Genomic DNA, 20,436 nt, shown 5'->3' with positions numbered 1-20,436 from the left:
ACCCATGCCGGGCGCACATAATAAAACAGGTCCCTCTTGAGGACCTGTTTAAGGTAAGGCTTTATTTCACCATGTCACCCTGGACGGAACGGGCAAGCATGGACATCTCTTCTGGAGATAAATCGTTGGAAGCAATCATGTAATCAACACCCTGGTATGTCCATGAAATGGTGTTGTCAGATAAAGCTCCAATTGTAAACCCGAGATCAACCGGTTCTCCTTTGACTGAAGTTACAGAGGATGAAGCTGGCATTACAGTTGCTTTTTCCTGTACAAGCGTGAAGGATTTTTCGCCATCATAGGTTAAAACAACCCGCTTGCCGCCTTCTGTTTTCATTTCCTTCTCATCGACTAAATTCACTCCGGCGATTTCCATTTGAGGATATTTAACCGAGAATTCCTGTTCTTCCACCTCTGCCATAACCGGCACTTCCAGCTGGGCACCTGTCATGTTCTTCTGCATATCAAAGTCCTTTTTATCAAAGCTGGCATTAAACTTCACATTTGAGAATTCTACAGTTACAAGTGCATTTTTATCCGGGTCCATAACCTTTACGCTAACCGGAGACAGGTCAGACTTTTTCAGTGTGATTTCCTGGACTGGAAGCATTTGATTATTTTGGTATCTTGTTTTCGTTTCAAACACATAATGATCTTTTGTAGCGGAGAACTTAGCTTCCTTATCCTCAATAATATCCTTGACTAGTGATTCATATAAATAAGCCTGGCTGCTGTTCTGCGGCCAATCGCTCTGGAAGCGGAAGCTCTTATTCAGCGCAGGAGTGAGGACAAATACGCCGTCATCGTTTCGCAGGATCATTTGGCTTTGGTCCTTTTGGGCATTTTTAAGGTTCACCCGGTAATAGGTTGGTTCCTTATGCCAAACTTCAATATCATAGGTTTGCGGGTCGGTGCCCATTTGCAGGGTCATTTTGGCATCTGCCTTATACCCTTTAATGTCTTCCAGCTTATTGCCAAGCTCCTTTACAACATCGTCTTGTGATTTAGATCCACAGGCAGACAATGCAAAAACAACCATGAGCCCGGCAAGCAGCATTAACAACTTTTTTTTCATTCCTTCAGCCCCTTTGTCTCATTTCAGTGAGATCGGCCAATCCTTTTGGCCTGTCTCTCCTATCGCACTATGAATATATGAGACAACCTTAGGGAATATGCTAGGAGGAATGGCAAGCTTTGTTAATTTCTTGCCTCTGTTAAAATGGCCAGTTGAATTCCACTCAAGAAACATCGAACCGCTGGTGATACCAAACCCTTGTTGCATGGGTATGCTTTGACACTCTTCTCCTGATAGAGTCTCGTGCCTCCTGCTCCAATTACCAGGGTGCCAATATGATGATGAGCTTTAGAACACCCAGTTATTAAGTTTCTTCGATGACCACCTGCGCAATGGCATATTTTCTGCTATGGGAAATTGACAGGTGGACCCCTTTTTTAAAAGGCTTCGATATAAAAGGCTTTCCCAGTTCATCTTTTTCAATTTCAATATCCTGAAAAGAAAGTTTTTCGCCAATTCCGGTTCCGGCCGCTTTGGAGAAGGCCTCTTTCGCAGCAAATCTCCCAGCAAGATACTCGGCACGCCTTTTTTCCGGCAATTCATTATACACAGTTATTTCCCTCGGAGTCAGAATCCTCTCAGGAAACCGCTCCTGCCTGGCTATTATTTTTCGGATGCGGTCAAGCTCGGCAATATCTATTCCAATTCCTGAAATCATCTCTCATCTTCCTTCTATTTAGATTATCTGCTGCATAAAGAATACAGTAGAAGCTTAGGTATGTACACACACAAAGACCTGGGCGCTATACTAAACTGCTTTATTTATATGAACAAGGGTTATCGCATGATGAAAACAGCCCTTTCAGGCTATGATGGAAATATAAGAAACCTATTAACCAACAATAACGGAGGTTACCTATGTTTACGAGAACGGAAAGCTTAAAAGAATTTATTCGTTTTTACCCTGTTGTTTCCGTCATCATTTTTATCCATATCTTACTCTATTTATTAACAGTCATTCCCATCTTTCCCAATGCGCTAATATTTGAGAAACTCGCGGGAGTCAATCTATATATCGTCCAGGGTGAATACTGGCGGCTTTTCACCCCGATGATTTTGCATAGCGGATTTCCCCATGTTCTATTCAATAGCTTTTCTCTTGTTCTATTTGGCCCTGCCCTGGAACGGATCCTCGGGAAAATGAAATTCATCTTTCTATATGTTACAGCCGGGGTGGCGGCCAACATCGCCACACTCATTCTGGAACCAATGACATATATACATGTTGGAGCGAGCGGAGCTATATTTGGTTTATTCGGCTTCTTTGCGGCCATCATTATCTTCCGCAAAGACCTTTTATCAAGGGAGAACTCGCAAATCATTCTGACCATTACCGTGATTGGTGTGATCATGACCTTTTTGCAGCCAAATATAAATGTAACAGCCCATATTTTCGGGCTTATCTCCGGGTTCCTGATCGGCGCAGCTTTCCTTTCAAAAGGACGTCAGTCAATGACATCCGGGATCACACGTCCCGGGAAAATGTCCGGATTGCGCCCTTCCCTAAAAGGAATACCCGCTTCCAGGCTCCTATTATGGAGTGTGATTTTGCTGTTGGCTGTATTGGGGTTTCTGGCAAAATAAAAGGCTCTTTTCTAAAAGGTTTATTGTTGTTAATTGGCCTTTTTTCATAGGTTGTTGTTGTTATTTATGAATTCTGCCCGTTGATTTGCGAAAACAGCCAAATAAAAAAGAAAGGCGCTCATTGGCGCTTTTCTTTTTGTAATGCATTACCGTTCAAGCCTGTATAAGAGTACCATTTATATATCGCATTTACGTCTTTTCGGTCCAGATCAAGCACCGTTCCGCCCGTTCCGCCAGTCCCGGACATGGCTACTGCTTCAATGGTAGCCAGATTCTGCTTTTTTTGAAAATAGCTTTCACTCATCGTAAGCGATTGAATGCGATTTTTCCTCATAAAAACAGTCGTCCTGACTATGCCGCGATATCTGAGCGCAAGCTGATGCGAACTAATATCCCAACCGGCATCTTTGTACTTAAGATACGACCAGACAAAGGAGAAGATCAACAGCAGCAGAGAGAAGTATCCCAATGGCCTGAAAAAAATAATCGGAGCAATAATTAAGGGCAGGATCCCTAGAAGCCCCCTCCAAATATACCTATTGAGCGCTCTCTTTGGAGCTTTGAAAAAGCCTGGCTGGAGTTCGTAATCAGGCAAATCTGATTTTAACAATCCTGCTATCCTGCTTCTTTTTACAATCGGCAAAACCATGACACGGGCGCTTTCACTATCTTCGAGTGAACCGCCAGCGCTTTCTACATAAACAGTGGCCAATCCAAACGGCTGCCTTATAAGATTCTCACTGATCTGAATAGCTTGGATGCGATGCAGCGGGATGGTCATTTGTCTTTTTTCCAGCAAACCTCTGGTTATGATTAATTCCTTGTCTGTTTTTCTCAGTGTGAAATCGGCATACTTTAGCATCGTTCCTACAAGGGCAATAATCCATGCAAACACGAAGCCGATAAAGACAAGAATGCTCACAAAAATGACGCCGTTCGCAATAAACCCTTCCAATCCCGCAAAAACTTTATCATAAGGAATGATTTCTTCAAATTGAAAAATAAGAGCAAAAACTGCCGAAATGACAACTCCCACTCCACTTGACGTTGAAGCAAGAAGGAGCAGCTGTCCCGGTGAAATTTTATAAATGATTTTCCGCATTGCTGCAGCAGATTCTAATTCATTGCTGTTTTCTGAAGGTTTCTTTTTGGCCGTTGAAAATGCCTGCTGAATAAAATCAGCATCTTTCCTGGAAATAGCGGTCAGCACTGCTTCCGCATCTCCTCCACCGCTAGAACCAGCGGTTTCCACCTTCATTTTCACAAGCCCGAAAGGCCTCTGCAGCAGCCCTTCAGATAAGTCCAAACTTTGAATTCTTTCAAGCGGGATATACCTTTTCTTTCTGACTAGAATACCATACTCAATTCGGAGCTCCCCCTCCTCAAGTCTATAGGTATACCTTAGCCAGGAAAGGACTCCGATGATAAACACAGCCATAACAACTCCAGCTGTAATAACCAGCTGAAACACTTCGCCGTTTCCACCCCTGCTTCCAAAAACGACAAAGATTAAGAACGGAACAATCAATTCCTTCAGCTGCTTCAGGAAATTCGATACTGCAGATATTGGATGCAGACGCCTCGGATTAGACATCATCGTCTGCAACCCTTGCCAATTGAGAAATGAAAAAGCGCAGCTCCTCCGCTTCTTCCACATCCAACGCAGGAATCTCATGGACTGTAGCAGCAGTGGATATTATGACAGTTGCCAACCGATACTTCCGTAAAATCGGTCCTTGTCTTGTGTCAACATGCTGTACCCGAATCATCGGGACAAGCGTTCTTTTAATAACAAAGATTCCATGTTTAAGTTCAATTTCTTTTTCCCGAACCTCATATCTCCATCTCTTCCACCTCAAAGTTGGAATAATCATAATCACAAAATAGGCATAGGCAGAAAAAAACATCAGGGCAGCCCCTATCACCCAGATAGGCCAGTCGAATAAGCTGGTTAAAGCAATGATTCCCCCTGATAAAAGCAAAGGAAATACAGAGTGGATCGAGCCGGAGATTCGCCATGCAAGCAGTCCCCGTGCCGGAATCCTTTTATGCGGCTCTGTAATCATGTAGTACCCCCTGGAATTCCAAAATATCACTCTTATTAGTATACATGACACGAAAAAGAAGTGTCTTCCTTTTATGAAAAAAGTGGGGGCATACGATTAAATTTCAAAGCTCGACTGGTCAATAAATTTTAGATTCTGTTTCGTCCTTAGGTCCTCAGCCAGCTGGAATAGGGCACTGTCCTTCATCTTCGCTTCAATCATACAATGGATTTCCGGAACTGAGCCTTTTATATTTTGCAGGAATTCCATGAACATTTCAGAGTCGACATAATCTGCATGGGCCCTGAAATCCTTTTCTGATTTCGGGCTTGAAATATGCATTTTCACAGGAAGATCAGAAAGTTCCCATGTACCAGTAACTCTCTCCCACTGATCGACCCAGTTGTCGTTCTGAAAGTTCGCCAGATGATGATGGTAATCAAAAACAAGCGGAATTCCAAGTTTTTCACACAGATACAAGGTGTCATCAAGCGTAAAGGTGGTATCATCATTCTCGAGGATAACCATCTGCTGAATGCCGGCGGGCGTGAACCCCCAATTATGTATAAACTGCTCCAGAGCCTTTTCTTTATCATCATAACCGCCGCCCACATGGAGAACACAGCGATGAGACGGGTCAACCCGCATTCCTTTTAACAGCGCCTGATGCATAGCTAACGTTTTAATGGACATATTCAGCGTGTCCACTTTTGGTGTATTAAGCAGTACAAAATGGTCTGGATGAAAGTCCACCCTCATGGGATATACCTCTAAAAAGTCCCCGATATTGGATAAAGCCTCCTTAAGAGGACGCATATATTTCCAATCAGACAATTCCTCATGATTGGCAAGCGGAATTAACCGCGAGCTGAACCGAAAAAAATGAATATCATGTGCCGCGTTATGCTTCAGCAAACGGAGGCAGTTCTCCAGGTTAGAAACTGCAATCCGCTCAAGCCTGCCAATGGCCGCCTCCTGATCTTTGATTGAAGAAAATTGTTTGAACGTCATCGTTTGCGAGGGCGAAGCATTTTTTAAATTCATGCTCATTGCGACATATCCGAGGCGTACAATCGTCATCATTAGTTCCTCCTGTACCTGCGTTTTCCTTAGTATGTACGGCTGCGGGGGAGAAATTACTATAAATGGCTGCGGCAGTTTTATTAAGGTCAAGGGCAACTTAAAATGATTTCTCTAGAAATATCCCGCCAATAAAAAAAAAGAGAGCAAAAACTCTGCTCTCCCCCACTTATTACCGATAGCTATTGCTGTTTGATCGGTTATTGTTATTATGGCGTTTTCCAGTGTGGCCTTGGCGGGATTTGTAGGATCCTTTTTGGCCTCCTTGCCTGCCTCTTCCGCCGTAGCCGCCGCGGCTTCGGTCGTTTGGCTTTCGATCACGCTTGGATGGAAGCGGCTTTTCTTCCGTTAACTTAACTGGAGTAGTATCCGGTTCTTTTGTCAGCATTTTTAGCACAGCCTGAACAACTGTTGAAGCGTCCTTTTGGGCAAGCAATTCATCCGCAGCTTCTTTATAGCTATCAAGGTTATTTTCCTCGATCGTTTGCAGGATTTTATCCATAACGGCTTTTTGCTGGCCTTCAATCGCTTCATCAAGCGTTGGAGCATCCATGCGTTCCATTTTTCTCTTTGTTGTTTTTTCAACAACATGCAGATAAGATTTTTCGCGCGGGTTGATAAATGTCATGGCAACGCCTGTTTTGCCGGCACGTCCTGTACGCCCAATGCGGTGAACATAGCTTTCCGGATCCTGCGGGATATCAAAATTGTACACATGTGTAACGCCGGAAATATCCAATCCGCGAGCGGCAACATCTGTTGCTACAAGGACGTCAATGCTGCCTTCCTTAAATTTGCGCAAAACAGAAATCCGCTTTGCCTGGCTTAAGTCTCCATGTATACCTTCTGCCATGTATCCGCGCAGGTTCAATGCCTCTGCAAGCTCGTCAACGCGGCGCTTGGTGCGTCCGAAAACAATGGCCAATTCAGGTGATTGGATATCCAATAGCCTTGTTAGTACGTCAAACTTATTTTTTTCATGTACTTCAATATAATATTGCTCAATAGATGAAACAGTCATTTCCTTGGCCTGTACACGAACAACCTGAGGGTCTTTCATGAAACGCTCTGCCATTCTCCGGATTGGGGCTGGCATAGTAGCCGAGAAAAGAAGCGTCTGGCGCTCTTCTGGAATCTGCGCTAGGATTGCTTCAATGTCATCAATGAATCCCATATTCAGCATTTCATCCGCTTCATCGAGAATTGCCGTGTGGACATGATCAAGGCGCAGCGTTTTACGGTTGATATGGTCCAGAATCCGTCCCGGTGTTCCGACAATAATATGCGGCTTATTCTTTAATGCGCGAATTTGGCGGTTAATATCCTGGCCTCCATAGATTGAAAGGACTTTTGTTCTTTTGCCATAACCAATTTTATATAGCTCTTCAGATACTTGAATAGCAAGCTCGCGAGTTGGAGCGATCACGATTCCCTGGATAAAATCCTTCGTGTTGTCAATTTTATCAATCATCGGAATTCCAAACGCGGCCGTTTTTCCTGTCCCTGTTTGCGCCTGGCCGATTAAATCTTTATTTTCTAAGCTCAATGGAATCGTTTGGGCCTGGATTGGAGTCGCTTCTTCAAAACCCATTCGTTTTAGTGCTTTCATTGTCGCTGGGCTGATGCCCAAGTCTTGAAACTTTGTCAATGTATTCATTCTCCTTCTAATCATAGAAAAATTTTGTTCCTGCACATTGCAGGCAGGAGTTCTCCTGAAAATTGGCCTATGAGGCACTCTTCCGGACGATTATAAGAAAAGTTAGGCATCCTGAAAGGAGCCCTGAACCGGAAGTATCCGGCTTCAGAAAGCTATACCTTCTTATTTTTATAAAAAGTGCGGTGTATTTTCGCTAAGAAGAGTCTCACTCAATATGAAACCCGCTTGAGGATAGGATGAGGGTAAGTTCAAACCCTAATTGATTTATGGACAAGTAGGTCTCTTGAAATGAATGGCTTACCTTATTTTAAGATGGTTAGCACTCAATAAAATACGGCCTAAACGCAAGTACGTCAATGGAGGGAATTTTATTGCTTTGGCCAATTCCCTGTACAAACATACTTCCGTATTTAATGAAAAAAGACATTCTCCTGTTGGAGTATGTCCGGGTTTCCAAAAGAAGTTCCTGTTGGCACTTTGGTGTTAATATTACCATTTCCAAGTAAGCAATGCAAACCTGACGACTGGCTGAAAACCCTATCATGCCGGCTTTTCTTTTAGAAAATCGAGGATTTCGTGAAACAGCTGATCTCTTTCTTCACAATGACAGATTAAATGCTTCGAATCCTTTAAAAAAATCAGTTTTTTAGCAGAAGAACCAATATTATTGTATAAGTATCGTGCGCTTCTGGGAGGAACGACACCATCACTTTCCCCTTGTGCGATTAGAGTTGGTACGGTAACCTGGTTCAGAATCGGCCTAATGGAAGCCACCAGACGTCGAAACTGAAGTGTAGCTGTTATTGGTGTAGCACTGATTTTCCGCTTGTACCTGACAAACATTTCATTGCCGGCCAGGTTTCCCCGAAAAGCATCCTTTACCATATCCTTAATATCGGAAAAAAGCTGCTTAGGATTTACGTAATAGGCAGCCGCACTGAGGAGAACTAATTTATCTACAGGATAATGCACGGTTAAATAACTGGCAATCAGGCCGCCCATTGAAAAACCGACCACGTATACCTTTTCACACCGGTTAATAAGCCCTTTTAGTTCTTCTTCCGCATGCTCAATCCATTTGTGATAGGCGATGCCCTTAAGCTTCAATTCATCCCCGTGACCCGGTAATGTTGGCACTGAAATCTCCCAGTCTGTATGTTCCTTTAAATAATCAACGAGAGGCTCCACTTCATAAGGGGCTCCTGTAAAACCGTGTATACACATGCAGCCAATCATCCGTGATCACCGCCTTTTATTAAAAAATGGAGTCTTTTTCTATTTTACACTTTTTCCTTTTTCGCATACTAATCAAACCTATTACAAGCAGAAGAACTATAGAAAAATAATTTCAACCCCTGTTCCACGTGAAACAGGGGTAAGTTACCTATAATAACAGTTTTAACCAATTTATTTGTACGAGGATTTTTACAGCCATCTGATAGCTTCACAATCATCTCATTCATTCGTTTCTGCTTGATTTGCTTACGCTTTGCACTAACAATCCAGCTGATATTGGAATATTTATAAAGCGGGGCCAGAGTATTTGAAAAAGAAAAGGCATCCAGGATGCTGTTCTAGTACCTGTATAACTTCTGTTAAAGCTGCTTCATTATGCTTATTATCTTTATTGGACAGCAATTTTTAATTCCTGGTAAAAGTTATTGAAGGGCTGAGACGACTTCTTCCAGCTTCATGCCTCTTGATGCTTTAACCAGTACGATTGTTTCTTTATCGACATGCTTCTTCAATTCTTCAATCAATGGCTGTTTATCTGTAAAAGCAATCACCCTATCGGCTGTGAGTGATTGTTCTGCCCCCTTGGCAATAAACTCACCGAGCTTGCCGAATGTAAAAATGTAATCAACTTTTTCCGAATCTACTGATTTCCCAACGGCAAAATGGAAATCTTCCTCCTGAGGCCCAAGCTCCAGCATATCGCCGAGAACCAGAATTTTCTTTTTATAGCCAGGCAGATTAGCAATAAGCTCAATTGCAGCATTCATGGAAGTCGGGCTTGCGTTATAAGCATCATTGATAATCTTTTCACCGTTCTTCCCTTCTAAAAGCTCCATTCGCATATTGGTCAGCTTCAAGCCGGAGAAGCCCTCATTCATTTTTTCATATGGCACACCAAAATGTGAAGCTACACTCATGGCCGCCAGCGCATTCAGGACATTATGCGTTCCTAATACCGGCAGATAAAACTCTTCATTTGTGCCATTAACCATAAAGGTACTGCCGCTATCATTCTGTTCAATACTAAGCGGATAGACATCATTTGTTTCGCTTCTGCCAAAGGTCCTTAAAGCTGCTGAACCCGTGTAAGACTTTAATTTTTCATTAAGAAGCGGTTCGTCACCATAATAAATAACCACGCCATTAGCCTGAAGACCATTAACGATCTCAAGCTTTGCCTCCGCAATTCCCTCTCTGGATCCTAAGTCCTGAAGGTGTGACTCGCCTATATTCGTAATAATTACTGCTTCCGGACGGGCCAGCCTTGTAAGGAAGTCAATTTCCCCCCGTCCGCTCATGCCCATTTCCAATACAGCAATTTCTGTATCCTCTTCTAATGCGAGAATTGTTAATGGCAGGCCAATATGATTATTGTAGTTTCCTTCCGTCTTCTGTACCTTGTATTTTACGGAAAGCAAATTGGCTGTCATATCCTTGGTCGTTGTTTTCCCATTGCTACCCGTAATACCTACTGCTTTTACCTTAAGTTCACCGCGGTAGCTTCTCGCCAATTCCTGGAGGGCTGCCAATGTATCTTCTACCAGCAGGATGGGCAAATGAAGCGGAGGATTCGGAACATCCTTTTGCCAGAATGCTGCGGCTGCCCCTTTTCGAAGGGCGTCTTCTACAAAACGATGGCCGTCGGAGTTTTCCCCTTTGAAAGGGACAAACAGATTGCCTTGCTCGATTTTTCTTGAATCAATACTTACCCCTTTAATGGCGGTACCATAAAAAGATGAAAAATCATTCTCAATCTTAATCATTTGTCCAATCTCTTGAAGTGTTTTCTTAATCATACGGCTCCTCCTATTTTGACAGTTTTCCACTTTGCACGAATGGCAGCTGAAACCCTATCAGTTATGTACGAACAAAAGGAACACGACAAAGATGCCGTGTTTCCAATAATGATAACGTTAATGCAGCCAAATGGCATTACATTGTGTGTTTAATATTTTGTTTTTCAGCGTGCCGTTCAATTGCCAGGTTTACAAGTTTTTCAATTAGCTGCGGGTACTCAACACCAGTATGCTTCCAAAGAAGCGGGAACATGCTGAAAGGTGTAAATCCAGGCATTGTGTTCACTTCGTTAATGTATAGCTTCCCCTCTCTCGTCAAGAAGAAATCAGCTCTGACAAGACCGGAGCAATCGAGGGCTTTAAACGCTGCAATCGCCATATCCTTTAGCTCGCTGTACTCCTTTTCAGAGATTTCAGCTGGTATGATCAATGCTGTATCTCCATCTTCATATTTTGCTTTATAATCATAAAACTCCACTTTTGGAACAATTTCTCCGGCAACAGAGCATTCCGGGTAGTCATTGCCAAGTACACCAGCTTCAATTTCCCTTGCTGTAACGCCTTCTTCAATGATAATTTTACGGTCGAATTGGAAAGCTTCCTTAAACGCTTCCTCAAGCTCTGTACGATTCATACACTTGCTGATGCCTACACTTGAACCGAGGTTGGCCGGTTTAACAAAACACGGGTAGCCCAGTTCCTTTTCTACTTTCTCATAGGCAGCTGCGGATTCATTTTCCCATTCACTGCGGATAAACCAGACATATTTCACCTGCGGAAGTCCTGCCTGTGCAAAAATATTTTTCATAATTACCTTATCCATACCAGCAGATGAAGCCAATACTCCATTGCCTACATACGGAAGGTTAAGCAGCTCCAATAAACCTTGAACCGTGCCATCTTCACCGTTAGGTCCGTGAAGCAGCGGAAAAATTACATCGAAAGGACCTTTCTGCTGAGAATCCTGAAAAAGTGTCGGTGCCAATGCTGTTGGTGCAAGCGCCTCCCCTTGGGAAAATTCCAGTTCCTTCACACTGGAAACAGGGCCCTGCAATTGCGGCCCCTTAACCCATTGTCCTTCTTCGGATATATAAATTGGATGAATTTCAAATTTGTCTAAGTCCAGCGCTTTGATTACAGCCATTGCTGTCTGCATGGAAACTTTATGTTCTGCGGATTTTCCGCCGTACAATAGGCCAACCTTCGTTTTCATAAAAGAACCTCCATTATTCAATCATGGATTACCCGGCTAATAGCGCCAAGTGATATTTCCAGTGTAAGTATCTTCTCTTGTCTGCCCGCCAGCGCAAATACGTGCCAGTGAAGCTTCACTTTATTGTAACACTTTCTAATTTAAGAGAGGGAGTGATTACATGTTCAAATATTAAGGAATTTTTTTCTGCGCATACGCCCATATTCCCATATGTATGAAAAAGCTTTGGAAAAGGAAACTTTTCTTATCCTAAAACCTGAAGAAAATACCTTATTATTACTTCCTTTTCTTCCACAATTTAAAACCCAAAAATCACATTGGTATTTTAAGATAACGCTTTATATCTTATATTATAAGGTTTACTAGGATAATACCCTTTTGAAGTGGACTGATAGTCAGAATTTATATAATTATTTTATTTTTAGAATAAAACTTTTCACTCTTAACTTTTTATCTAAAACAAGATATAATCCCTCTATGGAAAACAAGTGTATTTTTAAGGAGGACAAAAATGAAAAGGTTCGGATTGCTTCCCAGAATTATTTTAGCTATCGCTTTAGGTATTATACTAGGTTCTTTTTCTCCTGAATGGTTAATTAAACTATTCGCTACTTTTAATGGCCTTTTCGGAAACTTTCTTGGCTTTGCCATTCCGTTAATCATTATCGGATTCATCGCACCAGGGATCGGCAGCATGGGCAAGGGAGCAGGCAAATTGTTGGGCATTACAACCGGCTTTGCATATGCCTCAACAGTAGCGGCAGGTTTACTGGCATTCTTCACTGCTACTGTCCTATATCCGATTCTATTAAAAAATCAAAGCTTCAAGGAATTTGAGAATCCGGAAGAGGCACTGCTTTCTCCATTTTTCCAGGTGGACATGCCTCCTGTAATGGGTGTTATGACAGCACTTCTTATTTCGTTCACTTTAGGGCTTGGCTTAGCGGCGATTAAAGGAAACACGCTTCAGAATGCCATGAACGATTTTCGTGATGTGATTGAAAAACTGATTGAGAAAGTCATTATTCCATTGCTTCCTGTTCATATATTCGGAATTTTTGCCAATATGGCACAGGGCGGTCAAGTCGGCGCCATCATGTCAGTATTTGCAAAAGTATTTGTAATGATTATTGCTCTTCATATTATCTTTTTACTGGTTCAATATACGGCTGCAGGAACGGTTACAAAATCAAATCCGATTAAGCTGATTAAAAGTATGATGCCCGCTTACTTCACAGCACTTGGGACACAATCATCCGCATCAACAATTCCCGTCACGCTAAAGCAGGTTAAAAAGCTTGGTGCACGTGAAAAAGTGGCTGATTTCTCTGTTCCTTTACTGGCAACGATTCATCTGTCCGGCAGTACCATTACTCTTGTAAGCTGTGCAATTGCTGTTATGATGCTCCAAGGACAAACTGCTTCTTTCGCAGAAATCCTGCCGTTTATTTTAATGCTTGGCGTAACCATGATTGCTGCACCAGGTGTTCCAGGCGGAGCCGTTATGGCGGCACTTGGATTGCTTGAAAGCATGCTCGGTTTCAATGAAACAATGATTGCTCTTATGATCGCTCTTTACCTAGCACAAGACAGCTTTGGAACAGCCTGCAACGTTACAGGTGACGGAGCGCTGACATTACTGTCTGATAAAGCAAGCGGAAAAGATAAAAAAGCGCAGCCACAGGCTGTAAAAGCCAGTTAATTAGAAGGTGTCCCGATTAGGGCACCTTTTTTGAGCTTGATCAGGAGGTGGGCTTCAAATTTATGTAGGATGGACTTATCCCTGCTCTCATAGCCGAGTTCGGTCATCATTACTCTTTGAATTCTTCTCTTACTGATTAATGTCCTTCATACCCTATTGATGAACACTTCTCCTATGATTTTGCTGATTTTTGTTCTTTTAGTACCCCTATTTTGTTTTTATAGTATCCGAAATCCAGGTATATGGCTGTATTTGGCTCTACAGTTGCTAATTTAGGAATCAGATTTTGGCTCTTTGGGAATAAATCGGTCACCTCCCTATGTTTATCAGTCAAATTTCATCTTTTTATCAGTTACTTTTTGAATATATCGGTCACTTTTCATTTTTATCGGTCACTTTTTCGATATATCGGTCACTTTGCCCCACATCAGCTTTACATCCCTTCGAGGGTAGAAACCAAACCTTCTGGCGCCAATAAAAAGCTGCCGGATAAAGACCAAATTCAGGCTCTTATCTGGCAGCTTTCTATTTACTTTACAATCATAACCGGCGCTTTAACCCGTTTGGCAATTTTATGGCTTACACTCCCAAGTACCATTTCCTGAAGTGCATTTAATCCACGGCTGCCTACTACCACAATATCAAAATCTCGTTGGTTGGCGTATTCCACAATAGCCGGGCCAGGCTCTCCTTGTAAGAATTTTATTTCATAAGAAAGATTTTTTTCTTTTAATATATTTTCAATAGGCTCCAAACGGCGTTTTCTTACTTCGTCCACAACCGACTTGTCGAAATGGTGAAGTATATCCTCTTTTGACTTCTGTCCATCAATTGCGTATACAATGGTGATTTCAGCATCGGGATTTTGTTCGGCCAAATAAATGGCCTTTTTGGCTGAACGAATGGAATGATCGGATCCATCTGCAGCTATCAGTATCTTTTTAAACACGTCTTCACCCCTATATTTTTATCCTTATCAAAAAAATACCACAGTCCAGAAGACTGTGGCAGTAATTTTTATTTTATTTTTAATGCCCGGATAATTTTGCACCAGGTTTGCGGTGAACCGCTATACGCTCAATTAAATTGGAGCTTGGCGCGTTCAATCCCGATAAACGGACTAAAACACCATTATCTCTTAGCTTTAACACAATCTTATCTATTGCAGCGACACCTGAATCATCCCAGACATGCGCCTGAGAAAAGTCGATTTCAACTTCTTTTAGTTCTTCATTAAAGTCAAAGGCAGCTACGAGTTCATCTACAGAAGCAAAGAAAACCTGGCCTGTAACGGCATAAATTTTCTTTTCTCCTTCAATTCGTGAAGTAACATGCACTTTAGAAATTTTAGCAACAAAGAAAATCGCACTTAAGATAATACCTGCGAAAACCCCTTTGGATAAATCGTGAGTAAAGACTGTTGTCACAGTAGTTGTTACCATAACAATGCTATCAGTAACCGGAGTCTTGGCAAGCCCTTTAAGAGAAGACCAATCAAAAGTTCCGATTGAAACCATAATCATGACACCAACCAGTGCAGCCATCGGTATTTGAACGACAATATTGCCTAATACTAAAATCAAGAACATAAGGAATGTACCGGCTACAAGAGCAGACAGTCTGCCTCTTCCCCCTGATTTTACATTGATGACGGACTGTCCGATCATGGCACACCCAGCCATTCCGCCGAATAAACCAGCTACGATGTTCGCAATCCCCTGTCCGCGGCTTTCCATATTTTTATCACTTGCTGTATCAGTCATATCGTCAACGATTGATGCAGTCAAAAGTGACTCTAAAAGACCAACAATTGCAAGAGCAAGTGAATAAGGGAAAATAATTTTTAATGTTTCAATATTAAATGGGACATCTGGAATAAAAAATGCCGGCAATGCAGAAGTTAAGGCTCCCATATCTCCTACTGTTCGAACATCACTCTTCGTCATAATGGCAATGACTGTAATCACAATAATTGCTACTAACGGTGAAGGTACTGCTTTCGTAAGCCTTGGGAAAATATAAATAATCGCCAATGCTCCGGCAACCATCGCATACATAACCCATGTAGCATCTACAAATTGTTCCAGCTGGGCCATGAAAATCAAAATCGCCAAAGCGTTCACAAACCCAATCATAACGGCACGAGGAATAAATTTCATAAAGCGGGCTAATTTAAGCACACCAAATAAAATCTGCAGAACCCCTGTTAAAATGGTCGCAGCAAATAAATACTGCAATCCATGATCAGCTACTAATGTAACCATCAGCAAAGCCATAGCACCGGTTGCAGCAGAGATCATTCCTGGCCTTCCGCCAACTATTGCAATGGTTACAGCAATACAGAAAGAAGCGTACAATCCAATCATTGGATCGACACCAGCAATAATCGAGAATGCAATCGCCTCTGGAATTAGTGCCAATGCCACTACGATTCCAGCAAGAACATCTCCCTTAACATTGCCAAACCATTGTTCTTTTAATGAATTAGCTTTCAAACAAACACCCCTTAATCTATTTTTTATAATAATGACTTTGAACTCTCATCAAAGTCGAGCCGACAAAAACAGTAGAATCATATCACATACGGCAGGAATACAAGTATACATGAAAGCGTTTATATAGGAATAAATCTCTTATTATCTACCAAAATCTCATTATTACTATATCAAATGTAAAAATATATCTTTTTAATAAACCATGAATCAACTGTAAATAAATGGGCAATTCAGGCTTCCTCTGTTATCATGAGTGGAGGAGGTTTTGACGTGAAAGCACAAACACAAAAAATGGCTGCTCCTGTATCTACACCTTTTTATTATGGCTGGATGATTGTCCTCATTTCTGCTCTCGGCGTATTTTTCTCCGGGCCGGGACAAACGTATTCCATTTCTGTTTTTATCGATTCGTATATTCATGATTTCGGCTGGAGCCGTTCACAAGTTTCAGCTGTCTATTCCGCAGCTACCCTTGCTTCCGGTTTATGTATGTTTTTTGTCGGCCGCTTCATTGACAGGCATGGACAGCGGAAAATGGCCGTCTTTATTGGAATCAGCCTTGCACTTGCTTGTTTCTGGAACAGCATTGTGACCAACACTGCTATGCTCTTCATAGGCTTCTTCTTTTTAAGGCTTCTGGGGCAGGGTTCCATGACTCTAATCCCCAATACACTTGTTCCTCAATGGTTTATTACAAAACGGGGGAAAGCGCTAAGTTTGATGGCGGTCGGCGGATTTTCCAGCTCTGCAATTTTTCCGCCATTTAATGCTTGGCTGGTCAATAAATGGGGGTGGAGCTTCTCCTGGCAGTTTTGGGGAATTGCTCTGCTGGTGATTTTCGTTCCGCTTGCTTACTTTCTTATTCGGAACAAACCAGAGGATATCGGACTTTTGCCTGATGGGCGCGAAAAGCCGATTCCTAAAAAAGGCGAACCAAATGATGGCTATGCTGAAACGGATTTAGAAGAAAATTGGACGTTAAAGGAAGCGATGAAAACAAAGGCTTATTGGCTGCTTCTCTTTTGCGTGGCCATACCTGCCCTTGTAAACACCGGGCTTACCTTCCACTTAATCTCTATTTTTGGCATCCAGGATATTTCACCTGGCATCGCTGCTCTGGTACTGAGCCTAATGGCGATTATCGGTTTTCCGATTACATTGGCGGCCGGATTCATTCTTGATAGAGTGAAAGTAAACTATGTACTGGCCGGCATTTTTTTAGGAGAGATCATTTTCATGCTGGTCCTTCTTTTCGTCAAAAATGTAACAGCCGCCATCCTGTTTGGTGTCCTTTGGGGCATTAGCGGCGGCTTTGAACGAATTGCTTTAAACTATGTATGGCCCAGCTACTTTGGCAGGCAATTTCTTGGCAGCATCAAGGGCACTGCCATGACAGTCATGGTCATCGGCTCGGCACTTGGCCCGCTCCCCTTCGGATTTGCCTATGATTTCTTCGGCGGTTATAAAGAAATCATTTATATGACTATGATTTTGCCCGCTCTCGCTATCTTGAGTTCACTGCTGGCCGGAAAACCTCTAAAAGGATCCTGAAGATTTCAGGATCCTTTTACTCTTATTTCATATTTTGGCTCTGTTAACCTTGCAAATTGGTTTCCGCTTCAATCAACAAGGGGCATAATCAGCATTGAATTTTAAACACAATTTTCTATATTCCTATCAACCTATCGAATCCATAATCCAAATAACCCGTCAGTTACCCCGAGGTTATACATATAATAGATTCCAAACAGAAAACTTACTGATCCGGCAGCTTGTGTCAAAAACCGGTTAATCTTAACATTGCCTTTGCTATAAACAAATGGAATACCAAGAATCGTTGTAAAAGTTAACATGCCCAAGATAGTACCCAGTCCGAATATCCCTATGTATAACGCACCTTCCCAAACTGTGGACACGGTGGACATGGTCAATAACACCATGGCTGCACTTCCAGCAAGGCCATGGACGAACCCAATAATGGTCACTTTTATTAATGATGATTTTTCCCGGGATTCTGTATTCCTATCAGAATCTTGTTTTTTCATAAAAAGTAAACTCTTAATACCTAAGTAAACCAGCATAATGCCGACAAGAAATTCAAGGGACATTGCCCACTTATCTGTCAGCTCTCCTTTCATGAGAATTAAAGCCATTCCCACGATGAAGAGAGTAAGCGTGTGTCCGATTCCCCAAAACACTCCTGTTAGCGTTGACCGCAATAACTTCTTGCTCTTTCCGACCATCGTGGAAACTGCAATAATATGATCCGGCTCGATGGAATGTTTAATGCCTAATATAAATCCGAGAAATAATACTGAAACCAAACTCATTAACATGTTAACATTTCCCCCTGATGCCCAATTTCACGCTGCCATTCATCTAAAATTAATTTATATATTTTCATCATAGTCTCTCCATACGTGTTCATAAACCTTTTTCAAAGGGATGTTATGAAGGGCGGCAATCTTTTTGCACTCCTCATATTCAGGGGCTCTTTGGACAACTTCTCCCTTATAGATTCCCTCTTTTACTGTTACTGTTCCCCATTCTATGTTCACCTTTTTAAAGTGGCGTTCCAAACGGTGAACGGTTAGAGGATAATAGCGGATGCCAAGAGTGGTTGTTTCAGCAAATAAGATGTCTTTCATTTGATTCACCTTTGCCTGCGAACAAAGCAGGTGCAATAATACTCCTGGCCTATTTTTCTTCATATAGATTGGAGTGTAGAACACATCGTTTGCTCCGGCTTCAAACAGCCGATCCATGACATGGCCCAGCCACTCCCCAGGAATATCATCAAGATTGACTTCCATTTTAAACATCTGATCATCCATATGCTCATGGTCAGGCGGAAGTTGAGAAACCATTTCACACACTCCTCTTATTCTTGAATGAAACGTCTACTCCCCGATAATGACACGGAGGACGTTGGGATGGTCTCTAAAAGTTTTAGTTCCAGCACCATAGCCAATGGATTGAACCTTCATGGAAGGTATCGAACAATACTCTTCTGCCAGTACAGAAATAATAGCGGCACCTGTTGGCGTGGTAAGTTCCGCTCTCACATCTGATTGTTCAATTGGAACTCCTTTTAATATTTCAAGCGTGGCAGGTGCAGGCACAGGATAAATCCCATGATCAATATGGATTCTTCCTTTTCCAACCGGAACCGGCGAAGACTTAATTGCAGAGATATCTAACTGGTCTATTAAAATGGCAGCACCGATAATATCAATAATTGAATCTACCGCACCCACTTCATGGAAATGGACTTTATCCAATGGAAGCCCATGTATAAGCCCCTCCGCTTCCCCAATTTTCCGGAAGATTTTTAGCGCCATATCCTCTATATGATGATTGAATCCTGCTTCTTTTATCATCTTTGCAATATCCGAATAGGAGCGGTGATGATGATGGCCATGATTGTGGCTATGGGTATGATCGTGACTATGGCCGTGATCATGGCTATGGCTATGGCTGTGTTCATGATCATGACTGTGGTTGTGATTATGGTCGTGGCTATGAGTATGATCATGCCCATGATGATCATGGCTATGGCTGTGTTCATGCGTGTGACCATGGCTTTGACCTTCACTCAATAACACCACATCGAACTTGGTGCTTGTAATACCGTTTTTTACAATCTTCTTCCATTTGAGCTCATATTCATCTTCGATATCCAGCTTCTTTAATTCTTCAAGGAGAACACTTGCATCTGCCCCCGCATCAATTAAAGCCCCAATAACCATATCTCCGCTCATTCCTGAGAAACAATCAAAGTAAAGTATTTTCGTCATTAGTTCCGGCCCCTTTTTGTGCTAATCGATGGATTAGAACCGCGTTGTATCCGCCGCCAAATCCATTGTCTATGTTCACTACGCTAATTCCTGACGCACATGAGTTCAACATCGTGAGCAATGCAGATAGCCCATTGAAATTCGCACCGTAGCCAATGCTCGTTGGAACGGCTATAACAGGATGGGAAACCAGCCCTCCAACTACACTCGGAAGAGCTCCTTCCATTCCTGCCACAACTACAGAAACAGTTGCATTCTGGATTTCTTCCGCATGATTTAAAAGCCGGTGGATCCCCGCAACCCCTACATCATAGAATCGGCGGACTTCACTTCCAAGCACTTCTGCAGTAAGAGCCGCCTCTTCAGCCACCCTTAAATCTGAAGTCCCTGCTGCAACGACTGCAATATAACCTGCTGAGCTTACACCAATATTTCTTTCATCTTTCCAATAGAGAATTTGTGCGATTTCATGATAAACAAATTCAGAACAATCGCGTAATACCGCTTCCGCCTTTTCCTTAGATATCCTGGTAACCAGCACCTGATTATTTCTTGCTCTTAAGGATTGAATGATGGAAATGATTTGTTCAGCTGACTTTCCTTCCCCAAAAACAACTTCCGGGAAGCCCTGGCGCTTTTTTCGGTGATGATCCACTTTGGCAAAGCCCAGATTTTCAAAGGTTGCGAGCTGCTCCTTTGCGTCTGAAACACTAAGAGTGCCCTTTTGAACTTGATGTAAAATATTTTCCAGAATGA

17 protein-coding genes and 1 pseudogene are annotated in these 20,436 nt (G+C 42.3%); 3 read left to right on the top strand and 15 right to left on the bottom strand.

Annotated elements, in window-relative coordinates:
* Window positions 1-61: 61 nt before the first annotated feature.
* Together J7I93_RS13510 and acpS are read right to left on the bottom strand one after the other, a co-directional pair.
* Window positions 62-1,075 carry a LolA family protein gene (locus J7I93_RS13510; RefSeq protein WP_214726383.1) on the bottom strand — a complete coding sequence of 338 codons (1,014 nt, stop codon included), beginning with the start codon at window positions 1,073-1,075 and terminating at the stop codon, window positions 62-64.
* A 304-nt stretch (window positions 1,076-1,379) separates the two neighbouring features.
* Window positions 1,380-1,733 carry a holo-ACP synthase gene (gene acpS, locus J7I93_RS13505; RefSeq protein ID WP_214726382.1) on the bottom strand — a complete coding sequence of 118 codons (354 nt, stop codon included), beginning with the start codon at window positions 1,731-1,733 and terminating at the stop codon, window positions 1,380-1,382.
* Window positions 1,734-1,933: 200 nt separating this feature from the next.
* On the opposite strand from acpS, the gene J7I93_RS13500 reads away from it, so the two are divergent.
* A complete protein-coding gene (locus tag J7I93_RS13500) occupies window positions 1,934-2,659 on the top strand; it encodes a rhomboid family intramembrane serine protease (RefSeq protein WP_214726381.1) in 726 nt (241 codons plus the stop codon).
* 118 nt (window positions 2,660-2,777) lie between these two features.
* Here J7I93_RS13500 and J7I93_RS13495 read toward each other — a convergent pair whose 3' ends face one another.
* The 8 genes from J7I93_RS13495 to J7I93_RS13460 all read right to left on the bottom strand — a co-directional run bounded on the left by J7I93_RS13495 (window position 2,778) and on the right by J7I93_RS13460 (window position 11,686).
* Window positions 2,778-4,256 carry a PH domain-containing protein gene (locus J7I93_RS13495; RefSeq protein ID WP_214988567.1) on the bottom strand — a complete coding sequence of 493 codons (1,479 nt, stop codon included), beginning with the start codon at window positions 4,254-4,256 and terminating at the stop codon, window positions 2,778-2,780.
* Window positions 4,246-4,725, bottom strand: coding sequence for a PH domain-containing protein (locus tag J7I93_RS13490; protein WP_214726380.1), 480 nt, complete (start codon window positions 4,723-4,725; stop codon window positions 4,246-4,248). Before J7I93_RS13490 ends, J7I93_RS13495 begins: the two co-directional genes overlap by 11 nt.
* 96 nt (window positions 4,726-4,821) lie before the next feature.
* A complete protein-coding gene (gene uvsE, locus J7I93_RS13485) occupies window positions 4,822-5,784 on the bottom strand; it encodes a UV DNA damage repair endonuclease UvsE (protein ID WP_214726388.1) in 963 nt (320 codons plus the stop codon).
* A 172-nt stretch (window positions 5,785-5,956) separates the two neighbouring features.
* Entirely contained in the window at window positions 5,957-7,432 is a 1,476-nt protein-coding gene (gene cshA, locus J7I93_RS13480) for a degradosome RNA helicase CshA (RefSeq protein WP_251025835.1), read from the bottom strand.
* A 549-nt stretch (window positions 7,433-7,981) separates the two neighbouring features.
* The gene (locus J7I93_RS13475) at window positions 7,982-8,677 is read right to left on the bottom strand and encodes an alpha/beta hydrolase (RefSeq protein ID WP_214726378.1); all 696 of its coding nucleotides are present in this window, start codon (window positions 8,675-8,677) and stop codon (window positions 7,982-7,984) included.
* Window positions 8,678-8,745: 68 nt separating this feature from the next.
* On the bottom strand, window positions 8,746-8,979 hold the full coding sequence (locus J7I93_RS25535) for a YdeI/OmpD-associated family protein (protein ID WP_353050271.1): 234 nt from the start codon (window positions 8,977-8,979) through the stop codon (window positions 8,746-8,748).
* A gap of 120 nt (window positions 8,980-9,099) precedes the next feature.
* The gene (locus J7I93_RS13465) at window positions 9,100-10,473 is read right to left on the bottom strand and encodes a UDP-N-acetylmuramoyl-tripeptide--D-alanyl-D-alanine ligase (protein WP_214726377.1); all 1,374 of its coding nucleotides are present in this window, start codon (window positions 10,471-10,473) and stop codon (window positions 9,100-9,102) included.
* Between the two features lie 136 nt (window positions 10,474-10,609).
* Window positions 10,610-11,686, bottom strand: coding sequence for a D-alanine--D-alanine ligase (locus J7I93_RS13460; protein ID WP_214726376.1), 1,077 nt, complete (start codon window positions 11,684-11,686; stop codon window positions 10,610-10,612).
* A 511-nt stretch (window positions 11,687-12,197) separates the two neighbouring features.
* Between J7I93_RS13460 and J7I93_RS13455 the strand changes: the two genes are divergently transcribed.
* Window positions 12,198-13,388 (top strand): dicarboxylate/amino acid:cation symporter, encoded by a 1,191-nt coding sequence (locus J7I93_RS13455; RefSeq protein WP_214726375.1) that lies wholly within the window; start codon window positions 12,198-12,200, stop codon window positions 13,386-13,388.
* Between the two features lie 529 nt (window positions 13,389-13,917).
* On the opposite strand, the gene J7I93_RS13450 is transcribed toward J7I93_RS13455, so the two are convergent.
* Together J7I93_RS13450 and J7I93_RS13445 are read right to left on the bottom strand one after the other, a co-directional pair.
* Window positions 13,918-14,337 carry a universal stress protein gene (locus J7I93_RS13450; protein WP_214726374.1) on the bottom strand — a complete coding sequence of 140 codons (420 nt, stop codon included), beginning with the start codon at window positions 14,335-14,337 and terminating at the stop codon, window positions 13,918-13,920.
* 79 nt (window positions 14,338-14,416) lie between these two features.
* The gene (locus J7I93_RS13445) at window positions 14,417-15,883 is read right to left on the bottom strand and encodes a SulP family inorganic anion transporter (RefSeq protein WP_214726373.1); all 1,467 of its coding nucleotides are present in this window, start codon (window positions 15,881-15,883) and stop codon (window positions 14,417-14,419) included.
* Between the two features lie 291 nt (window positions 15,884-16,174).
* On the opposite strand from J7I93_RS13445, the gene J7I93_RS13440 reads away from it, so the two are divergent.
* Window positions 16,175-17,434 carry an MFS transporter gene (locus J7I93_RS13440; protein ID WP_214726386.1) on the top strand — a complete coding sequence of 420 codons (1,260 nt, stop codon included), beginning with the start codon at window positions 16,175-16,177 and terminating at the stop codon, window positions 17,432-17,434.
* 131 nt (window positions 17,435-17,565) lie between these two features.
* Here the strand turns inward: J7I93_RS13440 and J7I93_RS13435 are convergent, their stop codons facing one another.
* From J7I93_RS13435 to larB, 3 genes and pseudogenes are all read right to left on the bottom strand, one after another.
* A complete protein-coding gene (locus tag J7I93_RS13435) occupies window positions 17,566-18,219 on the bottom strand; it encodes a sulfite exporter TauE/SafE family protein (protein ID WP_214726372.1) in 654 nt (217 codons plus the stop codon).
* Between the two features lie 54 nt (window positions 18,220-18,273).
* Window positions 18,274-19,632: pseudogene (larC, locus tag J7I93_RS25180) on the bottom strand (nickel pincer cofactor biosynthesis protein LarC).
* Between the two features lie 25 nt (window positions 19,633-19,657).
* On the bottom strand, window positions 19,658-20,434 hold the full coding sequence (gene larB / locus J7I93_RS13420) for a nickel pincer cofactor biosynthesis protein LarB (RefSeq protein ID WP_214726385.1): 777 nt from the start codon (window positions 20,432-20,434) through the stop codon (window positions 19,658-19,660).
* Window positions 20,435-20,436 lie beyond the last annotated feature (2 nt).

The sequence above is a fragment of the Bacillus sp. ISL-47 genome (assembly GCF_018613175.1).
In the GTDB taxonomy this organism is placed as follows: Bacteria; Bacillota; Bacilli; order Bacillales; family Cytobacillaceae; genus Cytobacillus.
This window is presented reverse-complemented; position numbering and strand designations above follow the sequence as displayed.